This window comes from Candidatus Nitrosocosmicus agrestis (assembly GCF_008389435.1).
GTDB classification, from domain to species: domain Archaea; phylum Thermoproteota; class Nitrososphaeria; order Nitrososphaerales; family Nitrososphaeraceae; genus Nitrosocosmicus; species Nitrosocosmicus agrestis.
Window position 1 is genome coordinate 93,802 of sequence record NZ_VUYS01000004.1, and the last position, 22,078, is coordinate 115,879.

At 33.3% G+C, this 22,078-nt stretch carries 20 protein-coding genes; 13 read left to right on the plus strand and 7 right to left on the minus strand.

The genetic code is table 11. From position 1 onward, the window contains the following. Position 1: 1 nt before the first annotated feature. From F1Z66_RS03215 to F1Z66_RS03230, 4 genes are all read left to right on the plus strand, one after another. Positions 2-358 (plus strand): hypothetical protein, encoded by a 357-nt coding sequence (locus F1Z66_RS03215; protein ID WP_149862167.1) that lies wholly within the window; start codon positions 2-4, stop codon positions 356-358. Between the two features lie 55 nt (positions 359-413). Then, positions 414-1,055, plus strand: coding sequence for a PepSY domain-containing protein (locus F1Z66_RS03220; RefSeq protein ID WP_149862168.1), 642 nt, complete (start codon positions 414-416; stop codon positions 1,053-1,055). A 496-nt stretch (positions 1,056-1,551) separates the two neighbouring features. Then, complete coding sequence (locus tag F1Z66_RS03225) at positions 1,552-3,168, plus strand: PQQ-dependent sugar dehydrogenase (RefSeq protein WP_159357541.1); 1,617 nt, start codon at positions 1,552-1,554, stop codon at positions 3,166-3,168. A gap of 81 nt (positions 3,169-3,249) precedes the next feature. Next, a complete protein-coding gene (locus tag F1Z66_RS03230; RefSeq protein ID WP_149862170.1) occupies positions 3,250-3,885 on the plus strand; it encodes a phosphatase PAP2 family protein in 636 nt (211 codons plus the stop codon). Between the two features lie 93 nt (positions 3,886-3,978). Here the strand turns inward: F1Z66_RS03230 and F1Z66_RS03235 are convergent, their stop codons facing one another. After that, positions 3,979-6,366 carry an FTR1 family iron permease gene (locus tag F1Z66_RS03235; protein WP_149862171.1) on the minus strand — a complete coding sequence of 796 codons (2,388 nt, stop codon included), beginning with the start codon at positions 6,364-6,366 and terminating at the stop codon, positions 3,979-3,981. A gap of 514 nt (positions 6,367-6,880) precedes the next feature. On the opposite strand from F1Z66_RS03235, the gene F1Z66_RS03240 reads away from it, so the two are divergent. Then, complete coding sequence (locus F1Z66_RS03240) at positions 6,881-7,720, plus strand: COG4705 family protein (RefSeq protein WP_230207427.1); 840 nt, start codon at positions 6,881-6,883, stop codon at positions 7,718-7,720. Between the two features lie 420 nt (positions 7,721-8,140). Here F1Z66_RS03240 and F1Z66_RS03245 read toward each other — a convergent pair whose 3' ends face one another. Further along, the gene (locus F1Z66_RS03245) at positions 8,141-8,971 is read right to left on the minus strand and encodes a cupredoxin domain-containing protein (protein WP_149862172.1); all 831 of its coding nucleotides are present in this window, start codon (positions 8,969-8,971) and stop codon (positions 8,141-8,143) included. A 401-nt stretch (positions 8,972-9,372) separates the two neighbouring features. Between F1Z66_RS03245 and F1Z66_RS03250 the strand changes: the two genes are divergently transcribed. From F1Z66_RS03250 to F1Z66_RS03265, 4 genes are all read left to right on the plus strand, one after another. Beyond that, positions 9,373-10,188, plus strand: a complete 816-nt coding sequence (locus F1Z66_RS03250) for a hypothetical protein (protein WP_149862173.1) — start codon at positions 9,373-9,375, stop codon at positions 10,186-10,188. 37 nt (positions 10,189-10,225) lie between these two features. After that, a complete protein-coding gene (locus tag F1Z66_RS03255; protein ID WP_230207428.1) occupies positions 10,226-11,683 on the plus strand; it encodes a multicopper oxidase domain-containing protein in 1,458 nt (485 codons plus the stop codon). A 29-nt stretch (positions 11,684-11,712) separates the two neighbouring features. Further along, positions 11,713-12,285 (plus strand): hypothetical protein, encoded by a 573-nt coding sequence (locus F1Z66_RS03260; protein ID WP_149862174.1) that lies wholly within the window; start codon positions 11,713-11,715, stop codon positions 12,283-12,285. Between the two features lie 2,318 nt (positions 12,286-14,603). Then, entirely contained in the window at positions 14,604-15,152 is a 549-nt protein-coding gene (locus tag F1Z66_RS03265) for a hypothetical protein (RefSeq protein ID WP_149862175.1), read from the plus strand. A gap of 275 nt (positions 15,153-15,427) precedes the next feature. On the opposite strand, the gene F1Z66_RS03270 is transcribed toward F1Z66_RS03265, so the two are convergent. Together F1Z66_RS03270 and F1Z66_RS15215 are read right to left on the minus strand one after the other, a co-directional pair. After that, on the minus strand, positions 15,428-15,829 hold the full coding sequence (locus tag F1Z66_RS03270; protein ID WP_195907458.1) for a hypothetical protein: 402 nt from the start codon (positions 15,827-15,829) through the stop codon (positions 15,428-15,430). A 53-nt stretch (positions 15,830-15,882) separates the two neighbouring features. Then, the gene (locus F1Z66_RS15215; protein WP_154670476.1) at positions 15,883-16,056 is read right to left on the minus strand and encodes a hypothetical protein; all 174 of its coding nucleotides are present in this window, start codon (positions 16,054-16,056) and stop codon (positions 15,883-15,885) included. 407 nt (positions 16,057-16,463) lie between these two features. Between F1Z66_RS15215 and F1Z66_RS03275 the strand changes: the two genes are divergently transcribed. Beyond that, entirely contained in the window at positions 16,464-17,129 is a 666-nt protein-coding gene (locus F1Z66_RS03275; RefSeq protein WP_149862177.1) for a hypothetical protein, read from the plus strand. A gap of 2 nt (positions 17,130-17,131) precedes the next feature. After that, positions 17,132-17,716, plus strand: coding sequence for a hypothetical protein (locus F1Z66_RS03280; protein ID WP_149862178.1), 585 nt, complete (start codon positions 17,132-17,134; stop codon positions 17,714-17,716). A 210-nt stretch (positions 17,717-17,926) separates the two neighbouring features. Here the strand turns inward: F1Z66_RS03280 and F1Z66_RS03285 are convergent, their stop codons facing one another. After that, on the minus strand, positions 17,927-19,723 hold the full coding sequence (locus F1Z66_RS03285) for a PKD domain-containing protein (protein ID WP_149862179.1): 1,797 nt from the start codon (positions 19,721-19,723) through the stop codon (positions 17,927-17,929). A 425-nt stretch (positions 19,724-20,148) separates the two neighbouring features. Continuing rightward, a complete protein-coding gene (locus F1Z66_RS03290) occupies positions 20,149-20,448 on the minus strand; it encodes a hypothetical protein (protein WP_149862180.1) in 300 nt (99 codons plus the stop codon). Between the two features lie 863 nt (positions 20,449-21,311). Here F1Z66_RS03290 and F1Z66_RS03295 point away from each other — a divergent pair. Together F1Z66_RS03295 and F1Z66_RS03300 are read left to right on the plus strand one after the other, a co-directional pair. Further along, on the plus strand, positions 21,312-21,503 hold the full coding sequence (locus F1Z66_RS03295) for a hypothetical protein (protein WP_149862181.1): 192 nt from the start codon (positions 21,312-21,314) through the stop codon (positions 21,501-21,503). A gap of 98 nt (positions 21,504-21,601) precedes the next feature. Continuing rightward, entirely contained in the window at positions 21,602-21,835 is a 234-nt protein-coding gene (locus tag F1Z66_RS03300; protein ID WP_149862182.1) for a hypothetical protein, read from the plus strand. 77 nt (positions 21,836-21,912) lie between these two features. Here the strand turns inward: F1Z66_RS03300 and F1Z66_RS15220 are convergent, their stop codons facing one another. Further along, positions 21,913-22,068 carry a hypothetical protein gene (locus F1Z66_RS15220; RefSeq protein ID WP_154670477.1) on the minus strand — a complete coding sequence of 52 codons (156 nt, stop codon included), beginning with the start codon at positions 22,066-22,068 and terminating at the stop codon, positions 21,913-21,915. Between the last annotated feature and the right edge of the window lie 10 nt (positions 22,069-22,078).

Consider the following 22,078-nt stretch of genomic DNA (forward strand, 5'->3'; position numbering starts at 1 on the left):
ATTGATACCCCTGCCTATCCTCCATTCAATAATCGGTTTAATCCCATACAAATTCTCGTCTATGTATTATTTGGATATAGAGCCGCTTGGAACTATCGAATTTTTTATATCTGCATCGATTGGCATCTTTTCCATCTTACTATTACTGCTATCATTATCTGCTTACAAAGAAACGAGAGTAAAGAGTATCCTCTATGCTTCAGCGGCCTTTGGCTTGTTTGCTGTAAGTCTATTTGTGGAGACCCTTGAAGATTATTTTGAAAATTTGGATTCAGTTTTTAGCAGTTTATTAGTCTCATGTATTACGCTTGCTATCTTGATACTTTTCTTTATGGCCATTGTCAGGAGAAATAAATAAATAAATAGAATTAAACAGTTGAATTTTTTTGAATGATTTTGGATTAATTTGATCTATGACTAATTTGCAAAAAAACAATATTGTTGCATTATCGGGTATTGATATGGAATCTCATTCAGTTACCTGTACCAAATTCCTTAAGTGTCTAGAATTGATTGTTCTTATGATGTTTACAAATAAAAATATCAAAAAACTATACAAAACTAAAATAGTAACTAGCTTCGTTCTACTATCCATCATTCTTGCGAGTATTTCCATGGCGGAGGATCGACACATTGTATATGCTCAAGCAAATAATACGAAGAACACTCCAGAAAATGTAAATATCGAATATAAATCAGCGTCTAATATGTCTAACCTTAAATCAGCTGCAAAAATAACTAATGATGAAGCCATACAGATTGCTTTGAAGAATGTGTCAGGTCAGCAATCAGATGTAAAAGGAGTTGAATTAGAAAATGAAAATGGAAATATAATTTATTCAATAAATGTAGTTCAAGGTAATGAATCAAAAGACGTCAAAGTAGGTGCTTTAAACGGCCATATATTAGAAGTAGAAAACGGTGATTTGGAAGGTGAAGATAATAGTGACGATTCTAATGAAGAAGGGAATGATGTAGGAGATAATGATACTGCAGAATATGAAGATAGCATGAATAAAAACAACAGTACTGAGATGATTCAAAAGTTTCAATGAGTTTATTAATACCTCCTTTTTTAGTGATCTTCAAACTACCAAATTTAATTACATATAATCACAGTGTAATCCTAAAGTTAATGACAAATCAATATATCAAATCAATAATCAAGTCCAAAGAGCAGGATTCTTAAAATATAACTAATTGGTATATTTTTCAATCAAACAAGTGTACCACATACCTTATCTATGAAAAAGGCTGAGCAGTATTTGTATGCACTTTATCTTAATAAATCAAACGGTCAATAGAGGATTGAGTTTATCCTGAAAGTTGGTGTGTTGGCCTTTAATAATGCAACGTTTCAGCTTTATTTCCTATCAACGTTGTATCGATCCGATTAGTTATATAAAAGAGACAAAATACTATTCAAAGCAGAAACGAGTCATGTTGAGATTTGAATATATACCAATTATTATATTGTGCTTAATTTCAATTTGTTTAGTTGCTAATTTATCAAATATTCAATGTTCATATGCCGCTTACTCGAAGGCGCCGTTGGCACCCAATGGGCCTACTGTTATTCCATCTAATTTGACCGTGGAAAAAATAACTGATAAATTAGATTTCCCAACTAGCATGGTCTTTCTCGGTCCGAACGATATTTTAGTTACGGAAAAAAATACAGGCAAAGTTATGAGGGTGTTAAATGGTCAGGTTCAAAATGACCCTGTTTTGGATGTACCAGTGGCAAGTGACATAGAAAGAGGTTTACTTGGCATAGCTATTTCAAAGCATAATGATGGAAAAACATATGTTTTTCTTTCATATACGGAATCTGGAAATGGCATTGATGGCAGTGATCATTCTGCAAATATTGATCCTTTAGGTAATCGATTATACAGATATGAATTTTCAAATGGACGGCTTATTAACCCCGTGCTTTTGCTTGACCTAAACGCCATTCCTGTAAATGGACGTGGTGAACATAATGGTGGGAAGATATTGATAGGGCCTGACAACAATATTTATTATATTGTTGGCGAAGTAGGTGGACATAGGACCCAAGCACAAAACATCATTGATGGTCCTGCGCCCAACGGATTGGGTGGGGTACTACATATAACACAGAATGGTCAGATAGTGGATCCAGATAATCCGATTTTTGGTAAGGGACTACCACTCGACGTCTATTATGCGATGGGCATCAGAAACAGTTTTGGAATGGACTTTGATCCTATGACTGGAAATCTCTGGGATACAGAAAATGGACCCACAGCGGGTGATGAAATAAACCTTGTATATCCAGGTTTTAATAGTGGATGGGCATTAATACAAGGCGATTCTAAAGATAATCTGCTTGGCACTGGTGCAACACCTGATGACTTGGTTTACTTCGGACAAAGTTCTTATACTGAACCAAAATTATCTTGGGTTACCCCAATAGGTATTACGGCACTCAAGTTTTTGACTTCGGACAAGCTGGGCAAAGATTATCAGAATAACATGTTTGTTGGTGACATAAACAATGGTTTGTTGTATCGATTTGTTCTGAATGAGGCAAGAGATGATATATCTTTTGATAGTGAAAATAATAATGGAGGAAACACAAAGCCTTTAGAAGACAAGGTAGTAAACGACCCTAAGGAAAATCAACCCTTTGTTTTTGGACAGGGTTTTGGAGGAATTACAGACATACAGGTCGGTCCGGATGGATATCTATACATACTTAGTTACACTGGATCATTATTTAGAATAGTGCCGTCTTCTTCTTCTTCTGTTAATTCAACGGTTAATTCAAATTCTAACTCTAATGTTAATACTACTTCAGAAAAACATCAAGGTGAACAGTCAGGTAATGAAGATACTCAATCTAACACGGGTAATGGGAATTCCGTTCCAGTAGTGATACAAGGTATAAATGGCGATCGTTCATACTCTCCTAATCCAATTACAATAGAAAAAGGTCAAAGCATTACCTGGTACAATGGAGACACCATTTCACATACCGTGACTTCAGGCGTGGATAATAAAATAAACGAAAGTGGTAAACTATTTGACTCTGGCGCCATTATACCAAACCAGTCACATAGTATTACCTTTGATAATACTGGCAATTTTGACTATTACTGTATTTACCATCCTTCAATGGTAGGCGAGATAATTGTTAGATAAATTATCTCGTGCATTCTAATAAAAGGAAGTAAGAGGTAAATAACGTCCAATAACAAATATCTAATAATTTCACTAGTTTGCATGACACTGTTTTTTGTTTTAGCATTAGTAGTCTCTCCAGTCTCATTTGTCAATAATCGCATATTGTCTCAGTATGACAGTTCGATGTTACTTATCATAGTAAATTCACATCATAATTCATTAAATCAATTTATGATATATCTTACAATTTATGGGAGAGAGACATTCTGGATTTTGGTTATAATTTTACTTCTAATAATTGGTAAAAAAAGAGGTAAAAGAGTAGCAGCCATGATAATTTTAGTCATGATTGTTCTTGTACCTATAGGTATAATTGCAAAGCAAATAGTAGAGCGACCTAGGCCGACTATTCCAGAATCTGACTTTCTTATTCCTGCCGATACTGAATACGCATTTCCATCAGGTCATGCTTTGATTGTCTCTGCAGGAGCAGCCATTAGTATCTCACTTTATAGGAATTCATATAAAGAATTAGCAATATCAATTATGCTGACTGCAGAGGCAGGTTTAGTTTGTTTCTCACGAGTATATGTAGGAGGTCATTATCCCTTTGATGTTTTGGGAGGGATATTTTTGGGTATCGGAATATCATTTCTGTTTATTTGGAAGCAAGATAAACTGGAGTTACTGTACCAGCAACTAAGTAAAATGATCTTCGAACTAAGACAACGATGAATTCTCTGATACTTTAAATCAGATGAAAAAGAGAGTTAATTAGTAATAACTCGAAATCCACTTTCGGTTACGAATTTACAAAAAGAGTTAATATCAATTCCTCCTTGTTCTATCTGCCATGGATTTTCTTGACATCTCTATTTTCTTTTTCTTTCTTGGCATGATTATAAGTACATAAGAGGATCCAACAGCATAAACTACAAGTAAAGCTAACTGTGCTACAAAACTTTCAAGTGTAGGATGAATACCAGTCATAGATGCTATATTAATGTCAAAACGAGGAATTATTCCTATCATGGGTGTTGTACTTATATAATCTGCTTCTTGAAAAGACCTAACAGCGTTCCCGATGAATGCAACGGACATGTATGCACCTATTCCCATTGTTAACCCAAATAGCACTCTCAAAGGTAATCGTTTTCCTAGTTTTTTAATAACAAACGCGATAAATGTGACAATACCTAGTCCTATAAGTAGTCCCGCGATAACATACGATTCCATATACTTTGCATAGCTAAACATTGATTGATAGAAAAGAACTGTCTCAAATCCTTCTCTAAAAATAGTAAAGAAAGAGAGCAATACAAAAACCATGACACTTCCTGTGGTGGTAGCTTGCCAGACTTTTGACTTTACAAACTCTATCCATTTTTTAGTTTCAATCTTGTTAAGTACCCAAAAACTCACCCAAAATAATACTGCTACCGCTGAAACACCAGCAACTCCTTCTATTAGTTCCCTACTTGCACCTGTTAATTGGATTAGATTCTCTGCGACTATCCACATTACAGCCGTAGCTACTATTGCGAAGAATATCCCCAAATAGATGTGCTTCTTAAATTTTTCATTTCTGGAGGCTTCCAGATAAGTTAACATTGCTCCAATGATGAGCGCAGACTCTAGGCCTTCTCTGAAAATTATGGATAGCGATGATGAAAATGCAATGGTTGGTGCAATTACACCTGTTCCTGAAACAAGACGCTCTGATTCATCCAGGCCATTTCGGATTTCAATTACTTTTTTTTCAACAGTGTCAAAGGATTGTCTTTGTTGAAGTTGATTTCTCAATTCTGCAAATTTTATCTCCATATCAAGCGTAAAATCTGGATTAATAGGTCTAAGTGGAACTTCAATATTTTCGTAGTTGTCGAGATATACTTCACGGGCGCTACTTATTGCTTCATCATATTTTTTGTCCTTGTAAAGATTTAAAATTTTTTCCAATCCCAATCGAATCTCATCTACCTTTTGTCGAACCACCTGTTTTTGAGAATCATCTACATCACCCATTACCTTTCTATCTCCAGTATAAACACCGAATCCTTGGCGCAGCGAGTCTATGTTGGCTAAGGAATTTGTGAAGCTAGTTTTATTCTGTGATGGATTACTGGCATCGATATTTGGTTGAGTATTTATCGCAAAGTCTTGGGAACTCAACAATGACTGAGCTTTCAAAAGATTAGGAATAATAGTTTTGTTTACAAGTAAAGATATGTCTGATAAAGACTGCCTGTTATCAATCTTCCCGAGGAGATTCTCTCGTAAATCAATTTCTAAAACATTCTTTAATGTGGAATTTATTTTTTCAATCGGTGCTTCTAAATATTCGTAGTTATCAAGATATGCTTCGGTAGCATAGGCGTCAGCCTCAATGTAGTTACCTTTACCAATCGACTCCGTGGTCTTGTGCAACAGGTTATCTATATTCCTAAAGTAGTTTTCATTTTCATTAGCGGCAGTGACATCTTTACTTGCAGTTGATAAAATGGAATCATAATTTCTTTTTAGAGAATCTATGAGTTTGGAAACAAATTGAATATCCTGTTTGTCATTTATTGAATCTTTGATCTGTTCATAATGGAGGCGACTTTCTGAAACAGTATTTGAATCAAAACCTTGTATTGATGAAAACAGCTTTTCTGAATTATCAACCAACTCTATAGAATTCTCATAATCAACTAGATTTAAGGGATCAATAGAATCTCCAGATAGTTTTGTGTTTGAAACATTAGATTTTTGATAAGATTGTATAGAGTCGTCTAATAATAATGATGACGTTTGTAAAGTGAGTAGATCGTTATTTGATAAGCTCGGCAATAAAGTGGATGGATTTATGCCGTTTACTCTTTTCGTAAAAAGAATATTGGTCAGATTATTTATGGTGTCTTGAATTTGATTTAAATTTGATTGTAGGTTGACGAATGAAAAAACTTTAGAAGTTTGATTTTCAGAATTTATGAAAATTGGTAAATCCGTAAGCAAGCCTTCCAATTTGTATGACGCACCAGGATCAATCTTGACCAAAGATTGTTTAATAGTAGGATATATAACAGAATGCGGGATGTAAGAATGATAAAATGCTCCCTCTGTATTATTGGCTTTTAAATCTCGAGAGGTCAGCTCAATCTGTGAATTGATCCGTTCTAAATTAAGAAAAATTAACTGAGCTTCTTCGGCAGATACATTTATTGGCTTACCCAAATCTGCATTTATTCCAAAAACAAAGTGGTAGGATGTGACTGGATTAGATCCTATAAACGAGCTTGCAATAAATAAAAATAATATAAATACTACTAAAGGGAAACAATAATATATTATTGGATAATTCAGCAATGTTCTAGACAAATTTGATCGGGCTTTTAATCCGATGCAATAAATGCATTAATAAACTATATTACGATTCTCGTTCCATAGAATAAACCCCTACTTTGATCCATCTTTTCTATTACTAGATGCAAAAATAATGGATTAAGCTGATAAAACACTAATTTTTTCAAGTTTAATTTGAATACTTGTTCATATTTAAGTATCTACATAAAACTTCATTAGTTAATATTTAGTAACGTTATGAGGTTGAGATATTCTATATAACAATAAGGGTATGAATCTCTAAATGATGGTTAGGTTGGCCTGTTTTTCTAGATTTTGAGTTGTAAATCTTATTCAGCTAACTGTACCAAATTAGTTATTATCCCTAACATAGTAGCATGCTTTGATGCAAGCAAGACAGATGCTGATCAAAGTCCCAGAAATTACCATTTATTTCTGGGCAATTAAGATTCTTTGTACAACTGTAGGAGAGACTGCTGCGGATTATATGAATTGGAATCTCAATTTGGGATTAACTAGTACTACTTATATTATGGGAGCATTGTTGGCAGTTGCTCTATTTTTCCAATTTAGAGGTAGAAAGTACGTTCCAAGTGTCTATTGGCTAGCTGTCGTGTTTCTAAGCATTTTTGGGACGTTAATAACAGATAATCTTACCGATGTTTTCGAAGTGAAGCTTGAGATTACTACAATTGCTTTTAGTGTCGCTCTTGCTATTATATTTGCGGCATGGTATAAAGCTGAAAAAACATTATCAATTCATTCTATCTACACCACTCGAAGAGAGACCTTTTATTGGCTGGTTATCTTTTTCACGTTTGCACTTGGAACGGCTGCAGGTGACCTTCTTTCAGAAAGATTTGAACTAGGTTATCTCACCTCTATTGGTATATTTGGTGCTCTGCTTGGTATTATAGCAGTTGCTCATCTAAAGTTTAAATTAAATGCAGTATTGGCGTTTTGGCTTGCGTATATTCTAACACGTCCATTTGGAGCGTCAATTGGCGATTATCTATCGCAATTACCTCAATACGGTGGTTTGGGATTTGGGACTATCATATCTAGTGTGATATTTCTCGTAGCAATTTTAGCGATGGTTATATATTTGACTGTTACCAAAAAGGATGCTCCACGTCTAAAGGCCGAAATGCTTGAGAATTTGAGTAAGACAAAGAAAAATAGAGAAAATGAGGACGACGGAGAAAAATGGGGGAGGCATAGGTGATCTAACTAACAATCAAATCAATGACTTTTTCATGCTCCATTTAAGTGAAATAAAAAGTGAAATTCGACATTTGAAAGTTTTAGGATAAGAAATTTGCCAAAGTTCTGCTATGAAAATTTGGTTCATTAATAACATCATTCTTAATTAACACTCCTTAATTGTTTCAGAAGGTCTACATACTAGAAAAATTCTATAACCTAATGCAAATCAATAATCCTAATATTTGTTTACCACGATTGCAAGCATATTGGTAATTTACTAGTTTTGACCATTGTAATAACATAGTAGTTTATCATATCCCTATCTATAGTTTAGACCCAAAATAAGAATTCATAAAGGTTAGTAACTATTTGTATAGAAGCTAGTAGAGTTAACTTATTTGAAAGTATTAGATATAAAAATAAGAAATTGGTTTTTATTTTAACTGTATGGCAGATCTTTTGAAAGGTCACTTAATGATGAAAGTGTTTGACCCAAGTCTTTTCCAGTTGTAGTCCATACTATCAAAGTTTGAGTATCCCCGGTTCCTTTTTGGCCACCTCTTAGGTCTTTAAAGTCGTATGTGTTATCTACTGTAATTCCAGCACTAGTTATTTGTTGAATGTAACTGTCAATATCTTGTGTTGGTACCATTATAACCCCCACTGTGTCAAAGTTACTTGAGTTTGAACTTGCAGAAGAGCTAGAAGATGTCACTGCAGAGTCGATATTTCCAACTGTAATAGTGCCAGTCATAATTACGCCCGGATCGCCTTGTGCTTCATAATTATATTCTCCGGGATTGCTAAAGGTAAATGACTCTGAAGGTTGCATATCGGTTATCTCTCCAGTATTAAACACAGAATTACCATTTGCATCTTTAACGTCGATTGTTCGCTCATGACCCACATCGCCATTAAACCAGAGTACAGTGGTTCCTGTGTTAATTACAGCATTTTCAGGAACAAAGTGTTGGTCTAAGAATCTAGCCTCATTATCTTCACCTGCGGCATGATGTCCTTCGTTTGGAATCAAAATGACTAATGTTTTTACACTGTTGCCTAAAGTCATTGTTTTAGTATTAAACATACTTTCAGCATTGATGTTTGGTTGTAAGTTAGCACCACCGGTACTATCGTTATTATTAGTGGTGGTATCCTGCTGGGCGAATATATTATCAGGTGAAATCAAATTAAATGATGTTAATAGTGCTATAGCGCTTATCATGCTCAAAAATAGATGAATATTTGAGCTTTGATTATTGATTTTCATTATGATTTGAATGGTACCAAACTATGTAAAAGCTACTCTCATTTTCGAAAATGAGAATCACAAATGAGCTTAATTATGTCAACAGGAGGCATCCAATAGTTAAAGTAAATTATTATAATTTTCTGACTTAATATTACTTATAATAAATATTCACAGAAATGTTCAATTGATATTTAGGGTAAAATTGTGCTTATTGGTCAATTACTAAATAATTAAAAAATTTATCGCGTAGATTAAATCAAAATGATGATATTTAACAACTTTACATCAGAATATACTAATTTATGATGCTGATCTAGGGTCAAAAATTTTTTGATTCATACAACTGTACCAGACTACTTATCTATTTAAAAATCTCAATTCGAGTGTTGAGTATTAAATACAAACCTACTTTTTTACCTATGCACAACGAAAAGTTGCTATCATTTACAGATCAGAATAAAATATCCATAGTGTTAAAATTCTCTCTAACTCTTTTTACAATAACTATTCTCCTTCTGAGTGTTAATTATACTTCACCTATTTATGGACAAAGTGATAACGCTAATCTCCCTAATATTGACGCCAAATCTATTTATGATACAGGAAAAGCGATATTAGGAAACAATATTAGAAATTTGTTTATTTTGATTCCAGATGAGGCACATCATGGTAACGGCGAAGCAAAAGAGAACAGATTCATTGAGCAGTCATTCCTACCACAAAATGCGGTTGTAAACAAAGGTACGAATGTAATTTGGTTTAGTGGTGATGTTAGTCACGAACACAGGATAATCATCAACAATGATGAAAGTTTGTTTGACAGTGGAACAATCCCTGAATATTCCGCATCAAATCCCATGGCTTTTAACACAATTGGAGATTTTAGTTATAATAGTCCAGATGTAAGTCAAGAAGCTAAGCAAAAAGGATTTGTAATGACGGGGAACGTAAAGGTGATTGACCAGCCAAATAAATTAAACACTAACCCAACCGCTAATGTAGAAAGCGTAGGAGTTTTTATGGTACCAACGAAAGATATCGATGACTACACAAAAGATTTCACAGATAAAGGATTCACAATTGATAGTACATATTCATTTAACGATCTTAGAGGTTTAGCTAGAGATACAGGTTCACAACAAACCTTGCTAGTGTGGACTGCAGATCCAAATATGACTACAGACACAATCATTTCAGCACTAGCTGATATTGGATCCAATTTGCCATACAAGTAGCCTATGAACAGGAAATAGGCAGACGGAGATATTGACAATGACTAATATTTGTCCCAACATGAAGCAATACGCTCTTGCATTGTTTTCATTTTTATTAATAACTTCAGTATCACTTTACTCCAGTCCTATTCACGGTTCCATGCTAAGCATGGGCAAGAGTGGATATTTCAATGCATCTACCAAAGGAGTGATAAATATAAACAATACATTAACACAAAAAAATTTTGATCTAAAAAATCAAACTCTCTCAGTAGCAAAATATGATAAAATAAAGACCTGTACCACGGATACTGATAAAAGACCCACATCCATAGAATATTTAACGTTCTTTAATTGTGGTCATGTAATTTCTAGCGACAAAAATAATAGTAACAGTAGTAATAAGAATCAAACTACTAGGGAATTTACTCTAATTGTGGATGAAAACAGCTCTATACCTATTGCAAATAATGGATTGATTTTTACTCCCGCGTGGACGTTCAATGGTACTATACCTGGACCCACAATGAGAGTAACTGAGGGAGACATTGTAAAAATAAACGTAATCAATCCGCCACAAAATAACCACACTCATTCAATGCATATGCATTCCATTCATCCAGGAGATAGGGATGGAGTCAATGGACCGAGCGGGTATATAGAACCAGGACAAAACTTTACTTATATTTTTAAAGCAGGTCCTTATGGTGTATATCCATATCACTGTCATTCGTCACCCATTGATCAGCACATAAACAATGGACTTTATGGTGCCTTTATTATAGATCCAAAAACACCAAGACCAAATATGACAGAACTGGTAATGATGATGAATGGATATGATTTAGATTACGAGAAAGAGGGGGTTGGTCCCAGTCGCATTCCAACGCCTCAAGAGTATGCAGAAGACTACATGCCTCAGGCCTTTGAACATGTAAATGAAGTATATACAGTAAACGGAAAAGCCTTTGATTATGTGGACAATCCCATTCAGTTACACCAAAATGCAAACTATAGGATATATCTTATCAATATGTTGGAATTCGACCCAGTAAATTCGTTTCACCTTCATGGTAATGTTTTCAAATATTATCCAAGTGGTACTTCTAAAACCCCCTCCTTTGTCAATGATATTTTGACGTTGGGACAAGGAGATAGAGGAATAGTTGAATTCAATTATCCATACATAGGAAAATACATGTTTCATTCTCATATAAACGAATTTTCAGATTTGGGATGGATGGGATATTTTGATGTAATAAGTCAGGAGGATCAAAGCAACAACATTACATTTATCCATAACACAAACAACACTCTTCTAAAAACACCTACAAATCAAACATTGTTAAAACAAATCGAATTAAACGCATCTTATAAACAAGTGAATACTACGCCTTCAAATAAAATGACAAATACGGAGAATCCATTAAATGAATCGACTTCTTTGGAAAACATTTCCAGGGTAAATCTTGCAGGAGATTTAAAAATAGTTCATAACGACATACCAAGTGACTAGCGTTCAAAGAGGGAAATTGAGATAATTACGTGAGTAAAATTAATACAGGTAATTTTGCTTCAATCAGAAACAAATCCATGTCAAAGCATCACTTTAAAAGATCATATAATCGAAATAGTTCTGTTGTATTTGTCTTATTGATATTGGCTTTATCTTTAGTTCTAGTAGTAATAATATTCACTCATAGTCCATATTTGACAAATGCTCAGGTACAAAATATAACAAAAAAAGGAACTTTTAATTATACACAATCTGATACATCGGGCAACCCGGATTGGACCGATACAGGGAATTGGTCGTTTAAAGAGTCTCCCTCAGTGGTACTTACTTTTGATGCAGTCATAAATATGGCAAAACCAAATGGCTCGGAAGGTCATCAACATACAGTTAGTGATCTTACCATACCATATGCACCATTTAATCAAACTAACTCTACTGTCATAAAGGGTACAACAACCCTTACGATGGATAAAGGAACTTTTGTCTCCGAAGAACCTACCACCATTACATTGGGTGAAAAGAATATTTCAGTGTATTTTGATCCCGCTAAAATCAAAAATCATTTTGGCAATCAATCAATTATAGGAGTAGTAACACAATAGACTAATGATAATATATTTGTGGTCTACAATCATCTCAGGGAATGAGTAATCCGAGTCCATAGCTAAAACTTAATTGATTACTAGTTCTCATTTACTTAATACATTTGAAGCCCATTGAGTTCTAATAATATGTTACTGCAATTAATCTTACTAATAAGAATCCCCTATTTCGATCCACTAACGTCACACCGGATTAATCCTTCATCCTTATTTTCTGAAACTTGAAAAATATTGACAATTTATTATCTCGTAAATAAAATTAACAAAAGACAGCAATAAATCAAGTATCTCTTTCGATTTAAGAAATTTAGTGGAAAATGATATGTATATCCTTAATATTGGAATTCAAGCAGAATGGATGAGAGATCAAAATAATGATACTTATTGTATTGTTCAAAAACTAATGAAATTCTTAAACATATGCAAAAGATTTCAATAACTACTAAAATTCCTATACCACTGAGACTCACTTTAGGTGAGCATGAGATCAGATTTGGTTTACAGGGACAATAATCCAGCTTCATGATCAGAGCTTGGATGTAAAATGGATTTTGCAATATATCTTACAAATCAAATTTCCCACCGATGTAATATTTAAGCATAGAATTTAAATATTGTTAATAATTAGTGTTACTATTAAAAGGACTTCTAGTAATGATAAGTTTTATCGGAAAGTAAAACGGTCAATTGACAAGTTGCTGCAAAAATGATATATTGGAATAGCTACATTTGTTCAGGATCTTTTAAATAAAACATTACGTTCATAAACTCATGGAATTTAAATCCATTTTTATTATTATCAGTAATATTGATCGCTAGCGGAGTCTCTGTAAAATTGGCAGTCCTGTAGTAGGCATATTTGGTATCATAATTATCAAAAAATATGATATATTCCTGGAGAACTATTGGTGTGATTATTTTATTATTCTATAGTGAATCAAGTATATTATTTATTAACTTTAGTTCCAATATTATTAACAGATACCCTAGAGAAATAGTATTAAAGGCTACATTCATGTGATAAGTATCTATCGTCAAAAAAACAATATAGTAGCATACTACTTGCTCCAAGGACTGTAGGCACAAAAGCATGAGACTTGAAAACCATATCTGAAAGTTGACGGCGCCGTAAGATATTGATACCTTTAATACTTCTAAACTAGGATTTTCTTTTTAAACATGTTGATGTACAGAATAATACTTGGCACTAGTATTCTTAATGTGTGAATAAAACAATACTAAAGAATCGTGAATGGCATTATAATCAATTTTGAGCCACAACTAACTAAATTGATTTCCTAATACTAAAATTAATTAATTAAAAGTTCCCATGTACCTCATGGATTCGAAGCCCACCGGGCCCGTATAAAATTTGACCATATTTTAGGATTCAGTGCAAAATAGGCAGCAAAGCAGTAAAATATAGAGGAAATCAAATACAATTCTCATTCATACCCATATACGATTAAAATAATAGAAGATAATCTAAATACAAAAATCAATTAAACATTATTGTACAAAAAATCCTAGTTAAGCGAGACTAGTTTAAACCTACAGAAGCAGACGTATACAAAATGGTGAATTATCTAAATCATACGGCGCGGATTACTATGTAGGCCCAGCGAATATTGCAGATTAGTCTGGCGGTCAGTATGGTGAAAGCCTCAAGGAGGCTATTAGAACAGAAAGTTCTGGGGATGACATTCTCAGTGGTTTATCACATACCCAAATAAATGCTAACAAGGCGATATAAAATGAAACGAAACTAAACCATCAATGATAATAAATCATCTTTTATTTGATCCATTTTGAACGCTCCTTGCTACTTCCAAATCAATGTAAGTAAAATTAGATATGCGGAGTCTTTGATAAAAATTTATATATATTTGGTAGTGATTTTTTTTCTCCTTTAAATGTCGAAATAGACCACCCCCTATCAAGGCTATAGTGATTTTATGGGATTCGGTAACTAATATCAATATGATATTACTTTATGATGATAATGGCAATTAGAGTTATTGATAGTAATTGATCCATTAGTCTATTTCTTTAAAATGTAAATGTTATTCAAGATGGTTTAATTTCCTTTGAAATTACCATATTCCTACAATAACGACATTTAGTAGTAGAACTCTATGCTTCATTATACCGAAATAACTTTCAATTGTATCACCGGTATCGTACCAGGTCACCTATGGAGTACTGTTCTGCATTTTGCATTATTATATTTACTTTCTAGCGGAACGACAAATAGATAATACAGTCTTGTAGAAAAATGGACAAAGTATAAATAAACCAATGCTATTGCATGTATACAATTGACTAAAAATGCATATAGTATTTTTTTTATTTTGATTTTCTTATTCTCATTTATTCACATCTTCCCTGTTTATGGTACCATCGTAGGAGGGAATGAAGGCCAATCAATTTCAGAATCTACCTGGGGTAAATTAGGCTACTACTTGAACATTCCTTCAGGATTAGAAGGCAAATTATTTGATAACAATTTGATTATAACAAGTCCATTGATAAAGGATGAGGGATTTTATGTGTTAAAGCAATCAAAAGATATCCTTGAAAATACTGGCAGAGATGATGTTGATTTGACATTTATGATGATGTCTTCTATTCTCAAGAGCAATAAAGATTACGCTATATTTCCACCCACCAGCTATGACGATAAAGAATATGTACAGTTCTACTCAGTCTCTATTTCTTATGACGACAGGATAGTTTTGGACAGATTTGTTTTTATAGATACAAATGATTATCTATATGCCATGGTGCATGTTATCAGAGATAAATTAAGTTCAGATTATACCGATATATTCAATTCCATGGTTGATTCGTTCAGACCATTTCCATAAATGGGTTTACCTCATAACATTGACGAAAAGGATCTTGTAATCGTCAGATCAAATTATGCCGATTTTCATTCAATAATCATAAAATATGCTATCTTTTCCATCAAATCGAAGGTGATAATGAGCATGCCTACAAGTCGTCCAGAAAATTTGGTAATATAAGGAAATCTATGCAGCTTATTACCTGAGTGTTAACACGATGGAAGAAGGTTATTCATTTTGATATAGAGTTATTACAAGCCTATGACATAGCAAGTGATCAAAAATTTTGGCTCTGTTCACTTAATATGTTTTATTTCATTGTTATGATAGTCTACAAAGAGCCGCAGCCAATTCCGTACATGCTTTAACTTGCAATTCTTTATTCTACAAGGAAAGTAGTCATCGAAACTTTCCGTTCTGTCTTTTATGTATTGCATCTTTCTTTCAATCAAACTTTTCTCCAGAGAGGAATGAATGTGATGATCGAGATTTAAGAATCTACAGGCCATTGGATACCAAGTACCTTCACCATCAGTCGAAACGGGATGAATTCCATGAATCTTGACTAAACCTGAAATGAATCTTTCAGATACAAACATGTTTCTTTCTTTAGATTTATTAGCAAAAAAAAGAAGTGCGAGAATTTGCCTGTTTTCGGGTTCAGTTGCAACCCAGAGCCAGACAAACTCTGATCCCACCTTCAACATGGTCTCATCTATTATATACTCTAGAACTCTTCTTCTAGTTGACTTCAGCTTTTGAGGCTTGTAATTTTGAATCCAATTCCACTTTTGGCAAAGAAAACGTGATTTCTCTTGTATATCTGAGATAATCTTTCCGAGGCTTTCCTTAAGGATAGGCCTGAAAAGTACAAATGCAACCCATAATATACATACTTTGAAGGCGTTCTGTTTCTAGTAAGCATAAAAGAAATGGAATGCTTTCAAGCTATAGGCTTATCGTTAACTGAACAGAGCCAAAATTTTCTACCTTCAATATATTGTTACAATATTTTTTATTCAATTTCTAATTTATTAAATTTCGCATTTAGAAGAATACAAAACTGGTGATAACTTCATTACTATATAAAGGAATATTCATCCAAAGATTTTCCAAAAATTAATTAAATATGCATATTAGAATTATCATAGGCCACAGTATCCTGCCAATAAAACATTACAAATGACTTTGTTTATAGATGAAAATATGCGATTTAAATAACAATTGGAAATATACTATAACTGAACTCGCCTAAATGAATTATCTTCAAAAACCTTAATAGCAAGACTTTATTTATACCGAAATGTGAGGAGAAGTCCATGTACCCCAATTATGAGTTCAAGCCAAATCAATGCAAATTATCATTATTATTATTACTATTGTCTCAATCAAATATTGTCCAAGAAACTAACTTTAAGTTCATTATCTGAAACTCTTCTGCTTGGGGATAGAAGAGCTTTGGAGGATTATTTCAACAGTCGATATTATTATCTCCGGCCCATAGCCAAATCTTTGCAAAAGATAGCGAGGTCAAGGTTTAATAATATGTTATCAATCTTTTTGATTTCAGTACTCTTAATCAGTTCGATTTCAATTACAACACGCGTGAACGCCTCTACGTTAGATCCAGAATCTGATTTTGGTTCAATAAGTGACTCAGATGAAAGAGATAATGATGATACAGTGGTTAATATAAAATTTCATGGTAATTCTCTTTTGGCAAAGTTAGTCAAACAGCCCGAAGAATGGCCTCAGTTTGAACGAGATGGGGAGACTTATGTGCTATGTCATCCACTAGCACCATGTTTTGTAAAAACATTTAAAGAGTTGTCAATAGTTCTTGAAGCATCACCTTTGGCGGTTGTTGGAGTGGACCCGTACCATCTGTATGATGCATCTAATGAAGAACAACACGCTCATGATATGCAATGGCTAAGTCCATTTGGCCAAGAACATGCAGACGAAATTGAAATTCTCATTAATGGAAACGAAGATTAAAGATGAATCCTAATGTATTGCTATTACTTGCGGTTACTTTATCTCTCATCTTTTCATCAGTTGGGCTGACAGCAAATACATATGCTCAATTACCAAAACATTGTGGCTATAGTTACGAACATAGATGCGTGTTGCCGGATGAAGAAGAAGCAGAGAAATTATCAGAGGTATTCCCAAATGCAATTGTAGAAGTGAACGAAGATCTCTATGATTCTATTCCAGACGAAGATAGAGAAGATGCAGAAGGGATCATCGAAAAAGGTCCTTTAGAAACAGAACAGAATAACTTTCAACCTATACCACAGGGTAATGAAAATTTGCCTCCTGTAGAACAATCAAGCGCAGGGTTAATTGACAATTGCATTCAGTCAGGTTTTTCAAAGGAAAGGTGTGAAAATATGCTACTTTCAGATGACCCAGGCGGGTATTGCTCTACACTTAAATTAGCTAATCTCCCATGTCCAAAGATTCAAGATCCATCTTTCACTTTTGGTAATCCAGGTGATGCATTAGAACAATCGCGGCAACAGATACAGAATATTCAAAGTGCTATAGATCAGTGTATTGCATTAGAAGTGTGCCAATGACACTAGAAAACCATCCAAAATTATTGACAATAATTTTGAAAGTTTAGAAGAAATATGAATTATCAACTAAAAAGCTAGTTAGTTTTTCTATATAAAAATTGCAGTCACAATCAACAGTAATAGTATCAATAAAGTATTAGTGAAATATATGTAGGCCATCTTTAGAGTAGATCATAAAAGAGGGGAGATCAAAATTCCCTTAATAACATCTCACAGGTCCTTGCAAAAGAAACTGTTTTTCAAAATCTCTTTATCGCTTATCTTACCGAAGAAGTTACAAACTCCCTTAGTATTGTGAGGTTTGTTGTTTGATAATGTATCTTTTATATCCTTTGAGGATTTAATGGTGTTGTCTACATCAGCGGGATTTTTGATTATGTCTGTTACAATATTCTCAATTGTCTTAGGTTGAACTATTATTGTTACACTGTCAGGTTGACTCTGCATACCATGATCATTTAGTACTACAAGCTGGAATGTAATGGTGATGCTATTTTCTGTTGTTCTCGGAGCTACGAAAGTAGGTTTTACTGCAGCCGAATCATCTAAAATGACATTTGGTCCCGTCGTTTGAGTCCATTGAAAAGTCAAAGGAGAGTTAGTAGGATCTGTGCTGCCACTGCCATCTAGCTGGACACTATCTCCACTAGATACAGTTTGATCAGTTCCTGCGTTTGCTGTAGGGATAGTAGAAACAGGATTGACATTTATCGTTACACTGTCAGGTTGACTCTCAACACCATTTTCGTTTCTTACAACGAGTTGGAATACTATGACATTTGTTGATTGTAAAGCTGGAGCTGAAAATGAAGGATTCATCGATGTAGAATTATCCAGAGTAACTAATGGACCAGCTGTTTGAGTCCATTGAAAAGTCAAAGGAGAGTTAGTAGGATCTGTGCTGCCACTGCCATCTAGCTGGACACTATCTCCACTAGATACAGTTTGATCAGTTCCTGCGTTTGCGGTGGGTGTAGATGAGGTAGTTCCAAGTACAAATACAGTGTCGGTATCGGATTCTGCATCATTTGTTCCGTACATATCATTATTATAAGGATTATAAACTATTCCTAGAGGTGCATTTCCAACATCCACTGTTTCCAACACAGTATTTGTTGAACCATTTATTATCGATAATTCAAATGGTAAACCCCAATCAGTGACATACATATTGCCATTGTCAGGATTATAAGAAATTCCTCTCGGACTGTTCCCAACAGGTATATTACCAATTACTGTATTATCAGATGAATCAATTAATGCGACAGAATCTTTATTCTGCATTGCTAAGTACATATTGCCATTGTCAGGATTATACGCAATTTCTTGTGGAAGACTACCCTCAGGAAGAGGAATATATTGAATAACAGAATTTGAAGAACTATCAATAACTGCGACTTCGTCATCTCCGAATGTTGATGTTACATACATATTGCCATTGTCAGGATTATAAGCAATATAATTAGGGTGTTTACTATCTATAGGAGCACCTAGCGTAATATTTTGTATTACTGTATTGGTATCGCTGTCAATAACAGATACAGTACGGCTATCATGAACAGCTACATACATATTGTTATTTTCGGGATTAAATATAATGCCTTGAGGTTGTTTTCCTACTTTTATAGTATCTATTACTTGATTTGTAGAGCCGTCAATCACAGAGACACTTCCATTCTCTTCGGGAAAAATCGTATCAGAATTTGTAACGTATATGTCCCCATTATCAGGGTTGTATGCGACGTCATCAGGATCATTTCCAACTGCGATAGTATCTATTACTTGATTTGTAACACTGTCAATCACAGATACGTCATTAGAATCAAAATTCGTTACATATACATAATTATTATCAGGGTTAAAAGCTAGATTCTTAGGTCCATCCCCTACAACAATAGTATCAATAACCTCTTCCGCAAGCACATTTTGAAGAGAGTGTAAAAAGCATATTATAGACAAACTTCCAAAAATGATCAAAGACAAATACTTGACATTATCTAAATTCATCAATTTTTCATCTAAATTTTAGAATATAACAATTACTATTAATTATACTTAAAAAACATTCTTCAAATCATATTTATAAATATAAAAATGAAGTTTTATATGCATATCTAGGCATAATGGATCAAAGTAAATCTGATAATACCCCAAGTAACTCTGAAAATACTAATAGAATAATAGCATAATTGGGTGATTCTTTTTATATAGTACATTTAGCGAGTCTATTACCAATACTACAGTAAGAAATTTTGTGCTTAGGGTCAATCAGATTGGTAAGGAGAATTCAAATATTTACAAAACTTCAGTTGGTAATTTCTTTCCTACAGTAAATTCAATATCATGAAGTTTAAAGGTTGACCAATTCTCAAATCATCACAACTCAATATTATGTCTAATTCTGAATATCACTAGTCTTATTTGTTTATCATTCATAAGAGTGAAACCAATGTAATAAAAGTGAGGTCGATTCTACCACTAATTGATTGAAATACATAATGGTTCAGACTTAGTATTTGATAGTTAAAAATAGAACCCACATTCAAGGACTGATATCGTCCTGAAGCCCACCGGGCCCGTTTGATATCTCTTCCCATTTTAAGACCTAGGTTAATAATATAATTAACAAGAATAATTCCAACTTTTACCTCTCCAGTTATTTTAGTCATTAATTTGCTGTTGTATTTGTATAGATGTAATAGTTTTACAAGGTTATTTAATTTATCAGTCAAAATAGTCACAACCATAGTCAAAAAGTCAAAAAATTAGTCAGAAATTATCTACATAGATACTCAGCCATCTTATTATTCCTATCAGCAATTGATGAAACCTTTGAATAATGGTGTCATTTGTATACCATCTGCTTCCCAATAGAGTGATTGAATTAGATATAATTTTATATTCAGAACTTGAGCAAAAAAGAATTAAAAATATGACGACTTGATATATTTGAAAACTGTCTTTTAAGATATACAGGTTGATTACTCCTAGTCTTCGATATTCAAACTACCAGGGTGAGGAGTTTAATCAAATGATAACCACTACAAGATTCCTAGATACGTAATATCCTTGTCTTTTCTTGTCCAGATATCTATATTGGTATATGCAGTTTCTAAAGAACTGTGGGAATAAGGAAATAAAAGGAAATCGAACGTTGATTTCACTAAGATCTGCAAAGATGATTTTTCTTTGAGTGATACCATAGATAAAAAGAAAAAAAATTAAAACACAAATGCCAACATATCATACCCTGGCTGATAAAACAAATATCAATCATCCCACAAGGGCAACCAGGGAATAAAGTTACTTTTCTCTCATAGTTTAAGCATTACTACAGCAAAATAATCCAAAAACTGTATTAGATAATAAACGAAAATTACTTGTTGATTTTGTCAATATAACTTTAAACTTTTTTGTCCAATATTCCAAAATGTCCTTCCGTAATTTCTCCTAAGCATTGTTAAAATTTAATGTAAAGGTTTTGGCAACAGTCTATGATAAAACAATCCAAATTTCAAGTAATATATCCATCATAAATTATCTATCTTTTACCAATTTTTCTAATGCATCGGAGGGGAAATATTAACAAAGGGATATGATCGAAAAAATAAAGAAATTTACAGAGATCCAACAAAAAGGACTACATTGGATGGAAAGAATGAAGATAGCAGAACTCGTTAATAGAATGAAAGTCGCTTATAATTATGAATATAGTATACTACTTCCATCTAACAAAAATACAAGTCAGATATACATAGATATAAATGATAATTATGACATAAGATAAATTAATAGAACATTATATCATTATATTGTTATTTTATTGTGGCATAGTTTAAATTTACCCATCATAAATATACGAATTTTTCTAAATGAAAACATCATATGAAATTTAATTACAAAACAACAAGAACAATGTTTGTATATGTAACTACATTAGTTATAATGACAGGGTTATTATCAATACATATTCCTGGAAGTCATGCGTTACTGAATCATAATTCGGTCAATCAAGACATTAAAGAAAAGGTTTTTGAAAAGAAAGAACAGATTAAAGACAAAATTCAAGAATTTAGAGAAAATATACTTAGTGCATGTTGTCCACTTTGTGGATGTTAATACCGGATTATTGGAAAAAAATTACATAATATTATAAGGCATGGACCATATATAGGATTATGAAACAAAGATTTTCATTAGGAAATAATTGCGAATGCATGTGTCATGGCAAACCCGGTATTGTAGATTTTTGTGGATACTGTACTACATCCCATAGAAATGTATTCTATAGAAATAAGACACAAAGATAACAACTTTTTTGCATTAGTAAAGCCGATGTCCTCTTTATTCAAAAAGAATGAA

Coding starts and splice junctions, on each gene's coding strand:
- F1Z66_RS03230 (WP_149862170.1), top strand. CDS start 3,250: ATGACACTGTTTTTTGTTTTAGCATTAGTAGTCTCTCCAGTCTCATTT.
- F1Z66_RS03295 (WP_149862181.1), top strand. CDS start 21,312: ATGATCGAAAAAATAAAGAAATTTACAGAGATCCAACAAAAAGGACTA.
- F1Z66_RS03285 (WP_149862179.1), bottom strand. CDS start 19,723: ATGAATTTAGATAATGTCAAGTATTTGTCTTTGATCATTTTTGGAAGT.
- F1Z66_RS03255 (WP_230207428.1), top strand. CDS start 10,226: ATGACTAATATTTGTCCCAACATGAAGCAATACGCTCTTGCATTGTTT.
- F1Z66_RS15215 (WP_154670476.1), bottom strand. CDS start 16,056: ATGCTTACTAGAAACAGAACGCCTTCAAAGTATGTATATTATGGGTTG.
- F1Z66_RS03280 (WP_149862178.1), top strand. CDS start 17,132: ATGAATCCTAATGTATTGCTATTACTTGCGGTTACTTTATCTCTCATC.
- F1Z66_RS03275 (WP_149862177.1), top strand. CDS start 16,464: ATGAGTTCAAGCCAAATCAATGCAAATTATCATTATTATTATTACTAT.
- F1Z66_RS03245 (WP_149862172.1), bottom strand. CDS start 8,971: ATGAAAATCAATAATCAAAGCTCAAATATTCATCTATTTTTGAGCATG.
- F1Z66_RS03300 (WP_149862182.1), top strand. CDS start 21,602: ATGAAATTTAATTACAAAACAACAAGAACAATGTTTGTATATGTAACT.
- F1Z66_RS03220 (WP_149862168.1), top strand. CDS start 414: ATGACTAATTTGCAAAAAAACAATATTGTTGCATTATCGGGTATTGAT.
- F1Z66_RS03240 (WP_230207427.1), top strand. CDS start 6,881: ATGCAAGCAAGACAGATGCTGATCAAAGTCCCAGAAATTACCATTTAT.
- F1Z66_RS03250 (WP_149862173.1), top strand. CDS start 9,373: ATGCACAACGAAAAGTTGCTATCATTTACAGATCAGAATAAAATATCC.